12 protein-coding genes and 1 pseudogene are annotated in these 17,719 nt (G+C 68.9%); 11 read left to right on the top strand and 2 right to left on the bottom strand.

Going from position 1 to position 17,719, the window contains the following annotated elements:
- Positions 1–25 precede the first annotated feature (25 nt).
- The 3 genes from ACE2AC_RS19140 to ACE2AC_RS19130 all read left to right on the top strand — a co-directional run bounded on the left by ACE2AC_RS19140 (position 26) and on the right by ACE2AC_RS19130 (position 5,892).
- Positions 26–2,704, top strand: coding sequence for a [protein-PII] uridylyltransferase (locus ACE2AC_RS19140; RefSeq protein ID WP_375689290.1), 2,679 nt, complete (start codon positions 26–28; stop codon positions 2,702–2,704).
- Positions 2,701–4,245 (top strand): murein biosynthesis integral membrane protein MurJ, encoded by a 1,545-nt coding sequence (gene murJ / locus ACE2AC_RS19135; RefSeq protein ID WP_375689288.1) that lies wholly within the window; start codon positions 2,701–2,703, stop codon positions 4,243–4,245. The genes ACE2AC_RS19140 and murJ overlap by 4 nt, the downstream gene beginning before the upstream one ends.
- Before the next feature lie 63 nt (positions 4,246–4,308).
- Complete coding sequence (locus tag ACE2AC_RS19130; protein WP_375689286.1) at positions 4,309–5,892, top strand: phospholipase D family protein; 1,584 nt, start codon at positions 4,309–4,311, stop codon at positions 5,890–5,892.
- Here the strand turns inward: ACE2AC_RS19130 and ACE2AC_RS19125 are convergent.
- Positions 5,889–6,590 carry a rhomboid family intramembrane serine protease gene (locus ACE2AC_RS19125; protein WP_375689284.1) on the bottom strand — a complete coding sequence of 234 codons (702 nt, stop codon included), beginning with the start codon at positions 6,588–6,590 and terminating at the stop codon, positions 5,889–5,891. The two genes, ACE2AC_RS19130 and ACE2AC_RS19125, sit on opposite strands and share 4 nt — an antisense overlap.
- Before the next feature lie 94 nt (positions 6,591–6,684).
- Between ACE2AC_RS19125 and trpS the strand changes: the two genes are divergently transcribed.
- The 3 genes from trpS to ACE2AC_RS19110 all read left to right on the top strand — a co-directional run bounded on the left by trpS (position 6,685) and on the right by ACE2AC_RS19110 (position 9,539).
- Positions 6,685–7,722, top strand: a complete 1,038-nt coding sequence (gene trpS, locus ACE2AC_RS19120; RefSeq protein ID WP_375689282.1) for a tryptophan--tRNA ligase — start codon at positions 6,685–6,687, stop codon at positions 7,720–7,722.
- Between the two features lie 178 nt (positions 7,723–7,900).
- The gene (locus ACE2AC_RS19115; RefSeq protein WP_375689280.1) at positions 7,901–8,392 is read left to right on the top strand and encodes a VOC family protein; all 492 of its coding nucleotides are present in this window, start codon (positions 7,901–7,903) and stop codon (positions 8,390–8,392) included.
- A gap of 280 nt (positions 8,393–8,672) precedes the next feature.
- Positions 8,673–9,539, top strand: coding sequence for a branched-chain amino acid aminotransferase (locus ACE2AC_RS19110; RefSeq protein WP_375689278.1), 867 nt, complete (start codon positions 8,673–8,675; stop codon positions 9,537–9,539).
- A 54-nt stretch (positions 9,540–9,593) separates the two neighbouring features.
- On the opposite strand, the gene ACE2AC_RS19105 is transcribed toward ACE2AC_RS19110, so the two are convergent.
- Positions 9,594–10,307 (bottom strand): GNAT family N-acetyltransferase, encoded by a 714-nt coding sequence (locus tag ACE2AC_RS19105; protein WP_375689276.1) that lies wholly within the window; start codon positions 10,305–10,307, stop codon positions 9,594–9,596.
- 128 nt (positions 10,308–10,435) lie between these two features.
- On the opposite strand from ACE2AC_RS19105, the gene ACE2AC_RS19100 reads away from it, so the two are divergent.
- The 5 genes and pseudogenes from ACE2AC_RS19100 to ACE2AC_RS19080 all read left to right on the top strand — a co-directional run bounded on the left by ACE2AC_RS19100 (position 10,436) and on the right by ACE2AC_RS19080 (position 17,625).
- Positions 10,436–10,912, top strand: coding sequence for a hemerythrin domain-containing protein (locus ACE2AC_RS19100; RefSeq protein WP_375689274.1), 477 nt, complete (start codon positions 10,436–10,438; stop codon positions 10,910–10,912).
- Positions 10,913–11,343: 431 nt separating this feature from the next.
- Positions 11,344–12,729, top strand: a complete 1,386-nt coding sequence (xdhA, locus tag ACE2AC_RS19095; protein WP_375689272.1) for a xanthine dehydrogenase small subunit — start codon at positions 11,344–11,346, stop codon at positions 12,727–12,729.
- Positions 12,726–15,177: pseudogene (xdhB, locus tag ACE2AC_RS19090) on the top strand (xanthine dehydrogenase molybdopterin binding subunit). Before xdhA ends, xdhB begins: the two are co-directional and overlap by 4 nt.
- The gene (xdhC, locus tag ACE2AC_RS19085) at positions 15,170–16,105 is read left to right on the top strand and encodes a xanthine dehydrogenase accessory protein XdhC (RefSeq protein WP_375689270.1); all 936 of its coding nucleotides are present in this window, start codon (positions 15,170–15,172) and stop codon (positions 16,103–16,105) included. The pseudogene xdhB and the gene xdhC overlap by 8 nt, the downstream one beginning before the upstream one ends.
- Positions 16,102–17,625 (top strand): ABC transporter ATP-binding protein, encoded by a 1,524-nt coding sequence (locus ACE2AC_RS19080; protein WP_375689268.1) that lies wholly within the window; start codon positions 16,102–16,104, stop codon positions 17,623–17,625. Before xdhC ends, ACE2AC_RS19080 begins: the two co-directional genes overlap by 4 nt.
- Positions 17,626–17,719: the final 94 nt, after the last annotated feature.

Genomic DNA, 17,719 nt, shown 5'->3' with positions numbered 1-17,719 from the left:
CGATGAGATCTTCGACCGGGCCGCAATGCAGGCGGCGATCGACGCCGCCGCCCAGGGTGACGGGTTCCGCGACCACTTCGTCGCCCTGCTGTCCGAGGCCAACGAAAAGGGCCGCGCGGCGATCGCCGAGGCCTTTGCCGCCCGCCCCTTCGCCGCGCGCGAAACCACGCGGGCCTACACCTACCTGACCGACTGCCTGGTCACGACCACGGTCGAGGCCGTGCGCCGCCACCTCGTGCCCGCCAAGGGCGCGACCGAGTTCGCCGTGCTGGCCGTCGGCGGCTATGGCCGCGGCGCCATGGCGCCCTATTCCGACGTGGACCTGCTGTTCCTCGCCCGCAGCAAGATCAGCCCCTGGCAGGAGCAGCTGATCGAGACGATGCTCTACATCTTCTGGGACCTGCACCTGAAGGTGGGGCATGCCAGCCGCACGATCCGCGACTGCCTCAAGCTCGGCGGCGAGGATTACACGATCCGCACCGCACTGCTTGAGAACCGCTATCTCTGCGGCAATGCCGACCTGGCGGCGGACCTGAACAAGAAGCTCTGGAACGGTCTCTTCAAGGGGACCGAAAGCGACTTCATCGAGGCCAAGCTGGACGAGCGTCTGAAGCGGCACCGCAAGCAGGGCGGCCAGCGCTACGTGGTCGAGCCCAACGTGAAGGAGGGCAAGGGCGGGCTGCGCGATCTGCAGTCGCTCTACTGGATCGCGAAATACGTGCACGGCGTACAACGGGCCGCCGACCTGGTGGATGTCGGGCTCTTCACCAAGGAAGAGTTCAAGAAGTTCCAGGAGGCCGAGAACTTCCTCTGGGCCGTGCGCTGCCACCTGCACCTGATCGCGGGCCGGGCAATGGACCAGCTGACCTTCGACCTGCAGGTCCAGGTCGCCGATCGGATGGACTACCGCGACCGCGGCGGCCGGCGTGCGGTCGAGCATTTCATGCAGGACTACTTCCGCCACGCCACCACGACCGGCGAGGTCACGCGCATCCTTCTGACCAAGCTGGAAGCGGCCCACGTGAAGAGCGAGCCGCTGCTCGAGCGCATCTTCAAGCGCCGCCCCAAGATCGTCAGCGACCAGTTCGTCGCGGTCGGCAACCGCCTGGCCCTGGCCGATCCGGACACCTTCCTGGATGACAAGCTGAACATGCTGCGCATCTTCGAGGAGGCGCTGCGGACCGGCATGCTGATCCACCCCGACGCGATGCGGCTGATCAGCGCCAACCTCGACCTGATCGACGACCGGATGCGCAACGATCCCCGCGCGGCCAAGATGTTCCTCGGCCTCCTGCTGGATCACGGCAACCCCGAACGCGCCCTGCGCCGGATGAACGAACTGGGTGTGCTGGCCGCCTTCATCCCCGAGTTCGAGCCCATCGTCGCGATGATGCAGTACAACATGTACCATCACTACACGGTGGACGAGCACACGATTCAATGCATCCGGCACCTCGCCCTGATCGAACAAGGCAAGCTGCAGGAGGAACTGCCGATCGCCTCGACCATCCTGAAGGACGGGGTGAACCGCCGGGTGCTCTACGTCGCACTGCTGCTGCACGACATCGGCAAGGGCCGGGACGAGGATCATTCCATCGTCGGCGCCCGCATCGCGCGCAAGGTCGCGCCGCGCCTCGGCCTGGACGAGGAGGAATGCGCCACGGTCGAATGGCTGGTGCGTTACCACCTGCTGATGTCGGACATGGCGCAGAAACGCGACGTGGCCGACCCGCGCACGGTGCGCGACTTCGCCAAGGCGGTGCAGACGCGCGCGCGGCTCGACCTGCTGACGGTGCTGACGGTCTGCGACATCCGCGGGGTCGGCCCGGGCACATGGAACAACTGGAAGGCCGCGCTGCTGCGCGCGCTTTACCGGCAGACCCGGCGGGGCATGGAAACCGGGCTCGAGGACCTCAACCGCACCAAGCGCGAGCAGGAAGCGCACCGCGACCTGCGCGAAGCCCTGCCCGACTGGACCGCCGCCGAGATCGAGCACGAGATCGACCGCCACTATCCGACCTACTGGCAGGGCCTGCATGTCACCGCGCACCGGGTCTTTGCCACCATGCTGCGCGACCTCGACCCGGCCGAGATCCGGATCGACCTGCACCCGGACGAGGACCGCGATGCGACGCGCGCGCTGTTCGCAATGGTCGACCATCCCGGCATCTTCGCCCGCCTCACCGGCGCTCTGGCACTGGTCGGGGCCAACGTGGTGGACGCGCGCAGCTACACCACGACGGACGGCTACGCGACCTCGGCCTTCTGGATCCAGGACGCCGACGGCCACCCCTACGAGATCGACCGCCTGCCGCGCCTGACCCGGATGATCCACCGCACGCTGAAGGGCGAGGTCGTGGCGCGCGACGAGATGAAGTCGCGCGACAAGATCAAGAAGCGCGAACGCGCCTTCGAGGTGAAGACCAGCATCTCCTTCGACAACGAGGGATCGGACATCTACACGCTGATCGAGGTCGACACCCGCGACCGGCCCGGCCTGCTCTTCGACCTGGCGCGGACGCTGGCGGCCAGCCACGTCCAGATCGCCAGCGCCGTGATCGCCACCTACGGCGAGCAGGCGGTCGATACCTTCTACGTCAAGGACATGTTCGGGCTGAAACTCTACACCCCGTCCAAGCAGCGCACGCTCGAAGCCCGCCTGCGCGAGGCGATCACAGCGGGACAGGAGAGGGCCAGGTCTTGAAACCCATCCGTCTGGTGTCAGGCTTCCTGACCGTCGGCGGCTGGACGATGCTCAGCCGCATCCTGGGCTTCGTCCGCGACGCGATGATCCTGGCCTACCTCGGCACCGGGCCCGCCTACCAGGCCTTCGTCGTGGCCTTCCGCCTGCCCAACATGTTCCGCCGCTTCTTTGCCGAGGGGGCCTTCAACACCGCCTTCGTGCCGATCTTTTCCAAGAAGATCGAGGCCGGCGAGGATGCCGAGACATTCGCCTCGGATGCGCTGTCGGGCCTTGCCTCGGTCCTGATCGCGCTGACGCTGATCGCCCATCTGATCATGCCGTGGCTGGTGTTTGCGCTGGCCTCCGGCTTTGCCGGGTCCGAGGAGTTCGCGCTGTCCGTCGAGTTCGGACGGATCACCTTTCCGTACATCCTCTTCATCTCGATCGCCGCGCTCCTGTCGGGCGTGCTAAACGCCACCGGCCGCTTTGCCGCCGCGGCCGCCGCGCCCGTCCTGCTGAACGTCATGTTGATCGGCGGGATGTACGTCGGCGCGCTGGCCACCGGCCTCGACGTGGCGACGGCGCTGATCTGGACCATTCCGCTCGCCGGCCTCGGCCAGATGGCGCTGGTCTGGATTGCCGCGTCGCGCGCGGGTCTGTCTATCCGGCTGAAACGGCCGGTCTGGACGCCCGAGCTCAAGGACCTCGTCCGCATCGCCGTGCCGGCGGCACTGGCCGGCGGGGTGGTGCAGGTGAACCTCCTGGTGGGCCAGCAGGTCGCCTCCTACTTCGACCGCGCGGTCGGCTGGCTGTTCGCGGCCGACCGCCTCTACCAGCTGCCGCTCGGCGTGGTCGGGATCGCCATCGGCATCGTCCTGCTGCCCGACCTGTCGCGGCGGCTCAAGGCCGAGGATATCGAAGGCTCGCGCGATGCCCTGTCCCGCGGGGCCGAGATGTCGCTGCTGCTGACGATCCCGGCCGCGGTGGCGCTGGTCGCGATCCCGGTGCCGCTGGTGTCGGTCCTCTTCGAACGCGGCGCGACCACGGCCGAAGACACGCAGGCCATCGCGCTGGCGGTGGCGGTCTACGGCCTGGGCCTGCCCGCCTTCGTGATGCAGAAGATCTACCAGCCGCTCTACTTCGCCCGTGGCGACACCAAGACGCCGTTCCGCTACGCGCTGGTCTGCATGCTGGTGAACGCGGTCCTCGCCATCGGCCTTGCCCCGGTGATCGGCTGGATCGCAACCGCGCTGGCGACCACGGTCGCGGGCTGGGCCATGGTCGTGCAACTCGGCCTCGGTACGCGCCCGATGGGCGAAATGGCCCGCTTCGATGACCGCTTCCGCCGCCGGTTGCCGCGCATCGCGGCCGCCGCGCTGATCATGGGCGCGGCACTGGTCCCCTTGGCCTGGGCGCTCGGGCCGTGGCTGGCGATGCCGGGCATCCGCTTCGCGGCGCTCTTCGTCCTCGTCCTCGGCGGGGCCGTCGTCTACTTCGGCGCGGGCCACCTGATCGGGGCGTTCCGGCTGGGCGATCTGCGCCGGGTGCTCCGGCGGGGCTGAGCCGACGGCGCCGATTTCTGCGCCCCGCATGAAACCGGATCGGCCCTTGCGGGTTATGACCCAGTGCAGCAGGGACACGATGCGGGCATGAACGTCGCCGAGACCTTCGATCCGAAACGAAATGCGGCGCCCGTCGACCGGGCGGCCGAAGGCTACAGCCTGCGCTCTCTCATCACCGCCGAAGAGATGTTTCCCGATCTCGAACGCCTCGCCCTCGGGGCAGAGACGGAGCTGCTGATGTCCTTCCGCATCTTCGACGCCCGCACCGGCCTGCGCTCGGACGAGGCGAAGGAGCTAGGCCTGGCGACATGGGCCGACCTGCTGACCCACGTCGCCGAACGCGGCGTGAAGCTGCGCATCCTGCTGGCCGATTTCGACCCGATCTTTGCCGGTGACCTGCACCGCAACGCCTGGACCTCGGCCCGCATCTTCGGCTCACGCCTGCCGGACAGCGCCGAGTTGCTCTGCGCACTGCACGAATGCCGGTCCGCGCCGATGTGGAAGTGGGTGTTCCGCGCCGCGGTGAACAAGCGCCTGCGCGCGATGCGCGAGCTGCCGCCCGAGCATCTGACCACGTTGCAGAACCGGGCGCTTCAGGGCGACTGGGACCTGCGGCCGGTGACCCTGCACCAGAAACTCGCCGTGGCCGACGGGCGCCGCGCGATCATCGGCGGTCTCGACGTCGACGAACGCCGCTGGGACACGCCCGAGCACGACCAGCGCCCCGAGGAAACTTGGCACGATGTGTCGCTCAGGGTCGAGGGACCGCCCGCCGCCGACATCCGCGCCCATTTCGCGAACTGCTGGCAACGTGCGCTGGACGACGACGCGACGCGGTTCACCGAACAGGCCACGCCGGTGCCGGACCCCGGCAAGCTCAGCCGTCCCGAACCGCCCGCCCCGCGCGTGATCCGCACCGTCTCGTGCCGCGGCAAGGGCGCGATGCAGCTCGGCGCCGAGACGATGCTGCACGAACACGAGGACGCGCATATCGCGGCCTTCGCCCGCGCGGAGCATTCGATCTACATCGAGACTCAGTTCTTCCGCCACGCCCCCCTGGCCGAGGCGTTGGCCGAGGTAGCCGCGCGGCAGCCCCGGCTGCAGCTGGTCCTGCTGATGCCCACGGAACCCGACCGGGTGATCTTTGACGGCCAGACCGGCGTCGACAGCCGCCACGCGCAGGCCCTGCAGATCCGCTGCCTCGACATCCTCAAGCGCGCCTTCGGCGACCGGATGATGACCGTCTCGCCGGTCCAGCCGCGCAAGGCGAAGAACGGCGACCCGATGCCGCTGAAGGGCGGGCGCGTCGTCTATGTCCATTCCAAGGTGACGATCGTCGATGATCACACCGCCATTGTCGGCTCGGCCAACCTGAACGGCCGCTCGATGAAATGGGACACCGAGGCCTCGCTGATGTTCCACGACCCCGGCGAAGTACGCGACCTGCGCGAGCGGCTGGCGCGCATCTGGCTGGACGATCACTACGGCGACGGCGACCCGGACCGGGCCGCCACCTGGCGCCGCGCGGCCGAGAAGAATGCCAAGCGTGCGCCGGACGAACGCGCCGGCTTCATGCTGCCCTACCCCGAGCAGCGCAACCGTCGTTTCGCCCGCTTCCTGCCGATCCTGCCGCCCGAGATGTTCTAGCCGCGGCGCATCCGCGTGACGAAGGCGGTCCAGCCGCCCGGCACCAGCAGCGGCGCCGCGACAAAGCCGGTGACCGCGCCGGTGACATCGGCGATCCATTCGTTGCTGGCCCCGAACAGCAGGCCGAAGACCAGCTGCAACAGCATCAGCGTGCCGATCAGCGTGAAGGCGCGCGCCTGCTGGCCCCCGGTCGCCTTGAGCCGCACCCAGAGCAGCCAGGTGAATACCCCGATCAGCCCGTAGACCCCCGGGAATGCACCGATCAGCGGGTAGGCGTCGTTGGTCAGCACCCCGTAGAGCAGCGCCCCCGCGACCGAGGACAGGAAGAAGGTCAGCAGCACGGCCCAGGCGCCCGCGACCTCGCCCACCCACTTGCCGAGCGCCAGCAGCATGACACAGGCGAAAGCCGCCGAGGTAAAGCTGCCGTGCACGAAGGGATAGGTGACGAAGCGCATCAGCTGGTCCGCCGGCCAGACCCCCTGCTCGATCATCCAGTGCAGGATCTCGGAAAAGAACCCGAAGGCGCGGATCGCCTCGAGCCGCCAGCCAATGGCCGCGGGGCCGCCGACGATCCCGCGTGCGCCCAGCGACAGCACCACCTCGACCCCGGCGATGGCCAGCGCGAGCACGATGACGCTCCACGGCAGCGGGTTGACCGGCCCGGCGGGGCGCGGGTTGGGGGTATACTGGTATGCCATGCTCTGCCTCGTGCTCCAGACGCCCTTGCTTGACGCCCCATGCGGGCATGGGTAAGCGAGCAGGGCGCAGAAATCCAGAGACCGGAGCACAGCCATGTCCGAGGCCCAGACCAGCTTCACCCCCCGCGTATTCTCGGGGATCCAGCCCTCAGGCGGGCTGACGCTGGGCAACTACCTCGGTGCGATGCGGCGCTTTGTTCAGTGGCAGGACCGTGGCCAGCAGGAAGGGTTCGAGACCATCTTCTGCATGGTCGACCTGCACGCCATCACCGTCTGGCAGGACCCCGACGCCTTGCGGCGCCAGACGCGAGAGCTGGCGGCGGGCTACATCGCCTCGGGCCTCGACCCGGCGAAGTCGATCCTGTTCAACCAGTCCCAGGTGCCCGAACACGCGCAGCTCGCGTGGATCTTCAACTGCGTCGCCCGCATGGGCTGGATGCAGCGGATGACGCAGTGGAAGGACAAGGCGGGGAAGAACACCCAGAACGCCTCGCTCGGCCTCTTTGCCTATCCGGCGCTGATGGCGGCGGACATCCTGATCTACCACGCCACGCACGTCCCGGTCGGCGAGGACCAGAAGCAGCACGTCGAACTGACCCGCGACATCGCGGCCAAGTTCAACCATGACTACAAGGTCGACTTCTTCCCCGAGACAGAGCCGGTGATCGAGGGCGCGGCGACCCGCGTGATGTCGCTGCGCGACGGGTCGAAGAAGATGTCGAAGTCCGACCCCTCGGACATGGCGCGCATCAACATGACCGACGACGCGGACACGATTGCCAACAAGATCCGCAAGGCCCGCACCGATCCCGACGCCCTGCCGAGCGAGGCCGAGGGCCTCGAGGGCCGGGCCGAGGCGCGCAACCTCGTCAACATCTACGCGGCCCTGTGCGACAGCGACATCGCCAGCGTGCTGAAGGACGTGGGCGGCCGGCAGTTCTCGGAGTTCAAGCCGATGCTCGCCGACCTCGCGGTCGAGAAGCTTTCGCCGATCTCGTCGGAAATGTCGCGCCTGATGGAGACGCCGGACGAGATCGACCGCATCCTCGGCCTGGGGGCAGACCGCGCCCGCGCCATCGCGGCCCCGATCCTCGCCCGAACCTACGAGATCGTCGGCATGATCAAGAGCTGACGGCCGGGGCAGGCACCCCTGCCTTCATAAATCCGGCCATTCGCTTGCCGAAGGTCACACGCCGCCCTCCGGGGCGGCGTGTCCGTTCGCACCACCGCACAGGCCCGGTGCAGCCAGCGCTGTTTCATCCAAGGCTCCGTCCGACTAGATCCCCTGTCAACAACCAGGGATCACCGCCATGACACAGCCCGTCCACCCCGCCACCCGCATCGGCCACGTCCACCTCAAGGTCGCCGACCTCGACCGCGCCATCGCCTTCTACTCCGGCGTGCTCGGGTTCGAGCTGCAGCAGAAATACGGCACCCAGGCGGCGTTCCTGTCGGCGGGCGGCTATCACCACCACATCGGCCTGAACACGTGGGAGAGCAAGGGCGGCACGCCCGCGCCGCGTGGGCACACCGGGCTCTACCACACCGCATTTCTCTACCCCGATCGCGCACAGCTGGGGGACGCCCTGCGCCGGGTGATCGCCGCCGGCATCCCGATCGACGGCGCCGCTGATCACGGCGTGAGCGAGGCGATCTACCTGCGCGACCCGGATGGCAACGGCGTGGAGCTCTACCGCGACAGGCCCGAGGCGGACTGGCCACGCGACGAAGACGGCCAGCTCAAGATGGTGAACGCGCCGCTGGACCTGCAGGCCCTGCTGGACGAGGCCCCGGCCGCCTGACCCGCCGCCGCGAAATCTTTTCACGAACGTTAAGAAATCGTTTCAAAGGTAACCTAGCATCAGCCCTGCCCCTCGGGGCATCACAGTCCGGCCAGCATCCCCGACCCCTGGCCAATTTGCATAGCAAGACCTTTGTTTTCCTGTCCCTTTCCGATTTGAGCACCAAGTAACACATCGCCCCCGGCCCGCCCCGCGGCCGGGGGTTTTCCTGCGCCGGCCCCGTTCCCTTCGCCGGCCCGCTCTGCCATAACCGCGCCATGACCTACTGAAGGAACGGACCATGGCCACCGGCACCAACCTGCGCACCTACTACGAGGGCACCTGGCACGAGGGCGACCTGCCCGTGATGAAGGCGGGCGACCATGGCTCCTGGCTTGGCACCACGGTGTTCGACGGCGCGCGGATGGCGCATGGGCTGGTGCCCGACCTGGCCGCGCACCTGGCGCGGGTGAACCGTTCGGCCGAGGCGCTGATGATCACGCCCACGGTTTCGACCGACGACATGATCGAGATCGTGCGCGAGGGACTGGCGGCCTATCCCAAGGGCACGCCGGTCTACATCCGCCCGATGTACTGGGCGCTCGAAGGCGGCGATCTCGGGATCGTGCCCAAGGCGGGCGAGACCGGGTTCTGCATCAGCCTCGAAGAGATCCCGCTGGCCGCGCCCGACGCTTCGACCACGCTGACCCGCACCCGGTTCCGCCGCCCGACGCTCGACTGCGCGGTGACGGATGCCAAGGCGGGCTGCCTCTATCCCAACAACGCCCGGATGCTGGCCGAAGCGCGGTCCAAGGGCTTTGGCAACGCGCTGGTGGCGGATGCCATGGGCAATGTCGCGGAAACCGCATCGGCCAACGTCTTCATGGTCAAGGACGGCGAGGTCTTCACCCCGATCGCCAACGGCACCTTCCTGGCCGGCATCACCCGGGCGCGGCACATCAAGAACCTGCGCGCGGACGGCACCAAGGTACACGAGGCGGTGCTGAGCTTCGAGGATTTCGCCGACGCGGACGAGGTCTTTTTGTCGGGCAACATGATGAAGGTGACCCCGGTGTCGGCCTTCGACGACCGGCAGTACGAGATCGGCCCGGTCACGCGCCGCGCGTACGAGCTCTACTGGGACTGGGCGGCGTCGGAACCGCTCTGACCCGAAGGCGCCGGGGCGCGCGCGACAGGATCCGCGGCGCCCCTGGCGATCCCCTCAGATCAACGGGTCGGAGGCGACGCGGACCGGCGCGGTCAGGTCGGCAAGGCTCTGGCGTTGGCGACCTTCGTTGTCGAAGTTCCCCGGGGCCAGCCATGCGGCAAAGGCGTCCTTCAGGCGGGGCCAGTCAGTGTCGGTGATCGCGAACCACGCGGTGTCCCGGTTGCGGCCCTTGACCACCATGTGCTGCCGGAACGTGCCCTCGTAGCTGAAGCCCAGCCGCTGCGCCGCCCGGCGCGAGGGCATGTTCAGCGCGTTGCATTTCCATTCGTAGCGGCGGTAGCCCGCGTCGAAGGCCCAGCCCATCATCAGCGCCATCGCCTCGGTCGCGGCCCGGGTGCGCTGAAGCGACGGGGCAAAGGCGATGTTGCCGACCTCGATCCCGCCCTGTTCGGGCGTGATCCGCAGGTAGGAGGCAACGCCGCACCACCTGCCGGTTTCCTTGTTCTTGATGGCCAGGAACCAGGGGTCCGGCTGCCCCTCGGCCCCACGCATCCAGGCGGCATAACCGGCGGCATCCGCGAAGGGGCCGTTGGGCATGTAGTCCCAGATCCAGTCGAGACCCTTGAACTCGTCGTGGATCGGCGCCGCGTGCAGGTCGGCCCGCATCGGCTCCAGCAGCGCATAGGCGCCTTCGAGGCGCAGGGCATCGGGGCGCGGCGGAGCCTGCCAGCCTTCGACGACGGGTCCAACGGGGCGATCGCTCGGCATCGGGTGCCTCCTTGCTTGGTCGCGGCGACCCTAGCGGCTGCGGGTGGCGACCGGAAGGGCCAGGCAGGGGAACCGGCGGGGCCAATACGGGTTTGAAAAGGCAGAGAGCCAACCCGGAGGACAGCCCGATGCCATCCATCTACGACGCCATCAAGAAGGACCACGACCGTCACCGCGAACTGCTTGACCGGATCGCCGAGACCGAGGGGGCGAGCGACGAACGCAAGGCGGCCTGGACCGAGTTCTACCGCGACGTGAAGGGCCACTCCGCCGCCGAGGAGGAGACGTTCTATTCAAAGCTGATGGAACAGACCTGGGGCCAGGATGCCGCCCGGCATTCGGTCCACGAACACGCCGAGATGGACGAGATCCTCGAGGAACTTCGCGAGATGGACATGTCCTCGCCCGGCTGGCTGACACGGTTCAAGACGCTGAAGCACGACTACGAGCACCACATGGAGGAGGAAGAGGAAGAGGTCTTCACCCGCGCCAAGAAGGTGATCGGCGAGGAGGAGAACGACGCCTACGGCGCACGCTTCCTGACCCGGAAGGAGAAGGAGCTGACGCTGATCGAGGAGAAGCGGGACGACGCGCTGGAAGATTGACGGCCGGGCTTCGGCCGCCAGCCACGAACAGTGATGACGGGGGCGACGGCGTGCACGCGGGCGATGCCGCACACGAGGCCGTCGCGCCCGCCACGGGTTCTGGTGGCGGCTGCGCGGTAGCGCGCCCCGCGCCGAGTTTCGCCTTGCTGGCCAATCGTGTCCGCCACCACGCGACGCAAGGCGTGTCGCCCGACGTTCCGGGTTCGTCATAGTTTGCAGCGACTTGGCCCGACTGGCGGCGGCAGCGCACGCCCGGGATTGCCATTTTCGCGGGCTGCCGCGACGGTTTCATCGGAACGCGATGCACGAAACACTTGCCAAATGCGCCCTGCCCCGTTTTGCTTGAAAAAACAGCACAGCCCGGCTGCCCTCTACGCCGCATCGAGGGCCGCGCACCATGGGCCAACAGGGTAAGGCGGCGGTACTTGCACATGAAGGTCTCCTTTCTGCTGAACGGAGAACGCGTCGATCTGGCCGGGGTGTCGCCACAGACCACCCTGCTGGACTGGCTGCGCATCGACCGGGGCCTGACGGGCACCAAGGAAGGCTGCAACGAGGGCGATTGCGGCGCCTGCACCGTGATGGTGCGCGATGAGGGCGGCCGGAAGGCGCTGAATGCCTGCATCCTCTTCCTGCCCCAACTGCACGGGCGCGAGGTCACGACAGTCGAGGGGCTGGCCGCCCCCGACGGCACGCTGCACCCGGTTCAGCGGGCGATGGTGGATCACCACGGATCGCAATGCGGGTTCTGCACGCCGGGCATCGTGATGTCGCTGGCCACCGCGCATTGCGAGGGCGCGATGGATCACGACACCGTCCTGGCCGGCAACCTCTGCCGCTGCACCGGTTACGCCCCGATCATCCGCGCGGCCGATGCGGCAGCGGGTGAGGCGGTGCCCCCGGCGCTGGCCACCCCCGCTGCCCTGCCCGAGGGCAAGGCCGAGGATGACCTCACGGGCGGCGCCGCGACCATCGTCGGGTCGGCGGACGAGCTGGCGGACTGGTGCCTCGCCCACCCGGACGGGCGGCTGATCGGCGGGGCGACGGACGTGGGGCTCTGGGTGACCAAGCGGCTTGACGAGCTGGGCCCGGTGGCCTTCGTGGGGCGCTGCGCCGAGTTGCGCGGGATCGAGGTCTCGGACGACGCGATCAGGCTGGGCGCGGCGGTTACGATCACCGAGATGGCCGATGCGGTGGCGCCGTATTACCCGGACATGACCGACATGCTGACGCGCTTCGGTTCGGTCCAGGTGCGCAATGCCGCGACCATCGGCGGCAACATTGCCAACGGCTCTCCCATCGGGGACGGACCGCCCGCGCTGATCGCGCTTGGCGCGACACTGCACCTGCGGCGGGGTGATGCGCGGCGGGACCTCCCGCTCGAGGAGTTCTTCCTCGACTACGGCAAGCAGGACCGTCAGCCCGGCGAATTCGTCGAGGGCGTCACCATCCCGATCCGGCCGGACGGGCTGGCCTGCTACAAGCTGTCGAAGCGGTTCGACCAGGACATTTCGGCCGTCTGCGGCTGTTTCAACATCCACGTCACCGACGGCATCGTGACCTCGACCCGGATCGCCTTTGGCGGCATGGCGGGGGTGCCGAAACGCGCCACCGCGGTCGAGGCCGCGCTGACCGGCCAGCCCTGGACCGAGGCGAGCGTGGCCGCGACCCATGACGCCTGGGCCGAGGATTTCACCCCGATGAGCGACATGCGTGCGTCGGCCGACTACCGGCTGCAGGCGGCGCGGAACATGCTGACGCGCTATTTCCTCGAGGACCAGGGCACGGCGACCCGGGTGCGGGAGGTGCGGGCATGACCGTGACCAGCCCCCTGCCCCATGACAGTGCCGAGCTGCACGTCACCGGCCAGGCCCGCTACGTCGACGACATCGACGCGCCCGCCGGTGCGCTCCACCTCGCCTTTGGCCTGAGCGACGTGGCACGCGGCACGATCACCGCGATGGACCTCGACGCGGTGCGCGCAGCACCCGGCGTGAAGGCGGTGCTGACGGCGGATGACCTGCCCTTTGCCAACGACGTCTCGCCCTCGATCCACGACGAGCCGCTCCTGTCGGACGGATCGGTGCACTATGTCGGCCAGCCAATCTTCCTCGTGGTGGCGACCTCGCACCTTGCCGCGCGCAAGGCGGCCCGGCTGGGCCGGATCGAGATCGCCGAGGACACCCCGATCCTGACGGTGGACGAGGCGCTGGCCGCCGACAGCCGGTTCGAGGAAGGGCCGCGCATCTACCGGAAGGGCGATACCAAGACCGCCATCGCGGCAGCGGAGCACGTGTTGACGGGCCGGATGGAGATGGGTGGCCAGGAGCATTTCTACCTCGAGGGACAGGCGGCACTTGCCGTGCCGCAGGAGACCGGCGGGATGCTGGTGCAATCCTCGACCCAGCACCCGACCGAGATCCAGCACAAGGTGGCCGAGGCGATCGGCCGCCCGATGCACGACGTCCGGGTCGAGATGCGGCGCATGGGGGGCGGCTTCGGGGGCAAGGAAAGCCAGGGCAATGCGCTCGCGGTGGCCTGCGCGGTGGCGGCGCTGAAGACCGGGCGCGTCTGCCGGATGCGGTACGACCGCGACGACGACATGGTCATCACCGGAAAGCGGCACGACTTCCGCATCGACTACCGTGTCGGGTTTGACGGTCGCGGCCGGATCGCCGGGGTGGAGTTCGTGCACTACGCCCGCTGTGGCTGGGCGCAGGACCTGTCGCTGCCGGTCGCCGACCGGGCGATGCTGCACGCCGACAACGCCTACCTGCTGCCCGCCTGCCGGATCGAGAGCCACCGGCTCAGGACCAACACCCAGAGCGCCACGGCCTACCGCGGCTTCGGCGGGCCGCAGGGGATGCTGGGGATCGAGCGGGTGGTAGACCATGTCGCGCATTACCTCGGCCTCGATCCGCTGGAGGTGCGGCGGGTGAACTACTATGCCGAGGCCACCGGCCCCGGCGGCGGAGGGGGGCTGTCCCCCGTCCCGGGCCGGGGCCCGGGACTCCCCCGAGGATGTTTCCAACCAGGGGAAGGGGGAGATGGATGCGCATCTCGACCTGACCTCGCGCGGGGCGACAGGGGCGGTGGCGCCGGATGCGGTGCCAGAGGTTCCCGCTGGGGCGCAGACCACGCCCTACGGCATGGCGGTCGAGGATTTCATCCTGCACGCCCTGACGGCGAAACTGGCCGAGACGTCGGACTACGCGGCGCGGCGCGCGGCGGTGCAGGCCTGGAATAACGCCCAGCCGGTGCTGAAGAAGGGCATCGCGCTGACGCCGGTGAAGTTCGGTATTTCCTTCACCCTGACCCACCTGAACCAGGCGGGCGCGCTGGTCCATGTCTACCAGGACGGATCGGTCGCGATGAACCACGGCGGGACCGAGATGGGCCAGGGCCTGAACCGCAAGGTGCAGCAGGTCGCGGCCCGGGTCTTCGGAATCGACAGCGGCGCGGTGCGGATCACCGCGACCGACACCGCCAAGGTGCCCAACACCTCGGCCACGGCGGCATCGTCGGGCGCGGACCTGAACGGGATGGCGGTGCAGGCCGCCTGCGTGACGCTGCGCGACCGGATCGCGCACCTGATCGGACGGCTCCACCAGGTGAAACCGTCCGAGGTCGTCTTCGAGAACGGCCTGGTGCGCACGGGCGCCGAGGAAATGAGCTTTGCCAGTGCCGCGAAGCTGGCCTACGAGAACCGGGTCAGCCTTTCGGCCACCGGGTTCTACAAGACGCCCAAGGTGGCCTGGGACCGGATCGCGGGGCGCGGGCGGCCGTTCTTCTACTTTGCCTACGGCGCGGCGGTGAGCGAGGTGGTGATCGACACGCTGACCGGTGAGTACCGCATCCTGAGCACCGACCTGCTGCACGATGCGGGCAACAGCCTGAACCCGGCGCTCGACGTCGGGCAGATCGAGGGCGGCTATGTCCAGGGCGCGGGCTGGCTGACGACCGAAGAATTGGTCTGGGACGCCAAGGGGCGGCTCAGGACCCACGCGCCGTCGACCTACAAGATCCCGGCCTGTGGCGACCGGCCCGAGGTGTTCAACGTCGCGCTCTGGGACGCGCCCAACCGGGAGGAGACGATCCACCGGTCGAAGGCGGTCGGCGAGCCGCCGTTCATGCTGGGGATCTCGGCCTTCCTTGCGCTCAGCGACGCGGTGGCGGCCTGCGGGCCGGGCTATCCGGCCCTCGACGCCCCGGCGACGCCGGAGCGGGTTCTGGCGGCCATCGCCAAGGTGCGGTCCGGTGCTTGAGCTCGATCTGATCCGGCGCCGCGTGGCGCGGGAAGGCTGCGTGCTGCGCGTGGCGATCGCCGAGGTGCGCGGGTCGGCCCCGCGCGAGGCGGGCGCGGCGATGGTGACCGGGCCCGCGGGGCTCGACGGCACCATCGGCGGCGGCGCGCTGGAGTTCGAGGCGCTGCAGGTGGCCGCGGGGCTGGCTGGGCCGAAGGTGCTGCGTCGGGCGCTCGGGCCGGAACTCGGGCAGTGCTGCGGCGGGGCGGTCACGCTGGTCTTCGAGGTCTTCGATGCCGCGCTGTTGGCCGGGATCGACGGGCCGGGGTTCGCCCGGCCGGTTGTCGCCGGTGCGGGCGAGATGCCCCTGGCGATCCGGCGGGCGTTGTCGGAGGCCCGCGCCAAGGGCGCCGAGGTGCCGGTGCTGCTGGTCGATGGCTGGCTGCTGGAACCGGTGGCCGAGGCGCGCCGCCCGCTCTGGATCTGGGGCGCGGGCCATGTCGGCCGGGCGCTGGTCGCGGTCATGGCGCCCCTGCCCGGCTTTGCCATCACCTGGGTCGACACCGGGGCGGAGCGGTTTCCCGATGCCGTGCCGGAGGGTGTCACCACGGTGCCCGCCGCCGACCCCGCGCAGCTGGCGGCCCATGCGCCCGCTGACGCGGCGCACCTGGTGCTGACCTATTCCCATGCCCTCGACCTCGCGCTCTGCGATGCGCTGCTGCGCCGCGGCTTCGGCTGGGCCGGGCTGATCGGGTCCGAGACCAAGTGGGTGCGGTTCCGCAAACGCCTGTCCGAGGCGGGTCACGGCGATGCGCAGATTTCGCGCATCCGGTGTCCCATCGGTGACAAGAGCTTTGGCAAGCATCCGCAGGCGATTGCCGTGGGGGTGGCGGCCGCGCTATTGAGGGAGACGGCGCAGAAAGACGCCCTGAAGGACAAGATCGCGTGACGGGGACAGACAAACTCCTTTCCATCCGGGGGCTGACCAAGGCCTATCCCGGTGTCGTGGCCAATGACGACGTCTCGTTCGACATCGGCCGGGGCGAGGTTCATGCCCTGCTGGGCGAAAACGGGGCCGGCAAGTCCACGCTGGTCAAGATGATCTATGGGCTGGTGAAGCCCGACGCGGGCGAGATGGTGCTGGGCGGCGCCGCCTACGCCCCGGCGGAACCGCAGGCGGCCCGCGCGGCGGGCGTGGCAATGGTGTTCCAGCACTTCTCGCTCTTCGACGCGCTGAACGTGGCCGAGAACATCGCGCTCGGCATGGCGAACCCGCCCAAGATGCGCGATCTTGCCACCCGCATCCGCGACGTGTCGGAACAGTACGGCCTGCCGCTCGACCCCTATCGCACCGTCGGCGACCTGAGCGCGGGCGAACGCCAGCGGGTCGAGATCGTGCGCTGCCTGCTGCAGGACCCGAAACTGCTGATCATGGACGAGCCGACGAGCGTCCTGACGCCGCAGGAGGTGGAGATCCTCTTTGCCACCCTGCGCAAGCTGTCGGCCGAGGGGACGGCGATCCTCTACATCTCGCACAAACTCGAGGAGATCCGCGCGCTCTGCGACGAGGCGACGATCCTGCGGCTTGGCAAGAAGGTCGCGACCTGCACGCCGCGCGACACCACGGCGCGGGCGATGGCCGAGCTGATGGTGGGGGCAGAGCTGCACGTGCCGGAACGGGCCGAGAAGGCGCCGGGCCCCGTGCGGCTCGAGCTGAAGGGGCTGAGCGTCGCCTCGCCCTCGCAGTTCGGGACCTCGCTCAAGGCGGTCACGCTCTCGGTCCGGGGCGGCGAGGTGCTGGGCCTGGCCGGGGTTGCGGGCAACGGGCAGGACGAATTGCTGGCCGCGCTTTCGGGCGAGATCACCAGCGCCCCGGGCATGGTCGTCTTCGAGGGCCAGGAGATCGGCGCCAAGGGGCCCACGGCCCGACGCAGGCTGGGTCTGCTGACGGCGCCCGAGGAACGGCTGGGCCACGCGGCGGCGCCCGACATGAGCCTGACCGAGAACGCGCTGCTGACCGGCGCCGAACGCGAAGGGCTGATGTCTCACGGCTTTCTGAACTGGGGCAAGGCGCGGGACTTTGCCAAGGTCATCATCGAACGCTTCGACGTGCGCACGCCGGGGACCGAGAACGCGGCGCGGTCGCTCTCGGGCGGGAACCTGCAGAAGTTCGTGATCGGTCGCGAGGTGCTGCAGCGCCCCGAGGTGCTGGTCGTCAACCAGCCGACCTGGGGCGTCGACGCCGCCGCCGCCGCGACGATCCGGCAGGCGCTGCTGGACCTCGCCGCGGGCGGGACGGCTGTGATCGTGATCAGCCAGGATCTGGACGAGCTGATGGAGGTCTCGGACCGGTTCGCCGCGCTGAACGAGGGGCGGCTGTCGGACGTGGTGCCGGCCAAGGGCCTGACGGTCGAGCAGATCGGCTTGATGATGGGTGGCGCGCACGGGATGGAGGTGGCGCATGTGTAACCTCGATGCCGTGGGGCGCGTGCGCGCACGCGCCGTGGGGGAGATCTTGAATGACGGAGGTGCGTGCGAGCACGCACCCTACGGCGACATGGAA

This window comes from Pseudooceanicola sp. LIPI14-2-Ac024, assembly GCF_042188925.1.
Classification (GTDB): Bacteria; Pseudomonadota; Alphaproteobacteria; order Rhodobacterales; family Rhodobacteraceae; genus Pseudooceanicola.
Note: the sequence above shows the minus strand (reverse complement) of the source record. Positions and strands in the feature narration are given on the sequence as shown.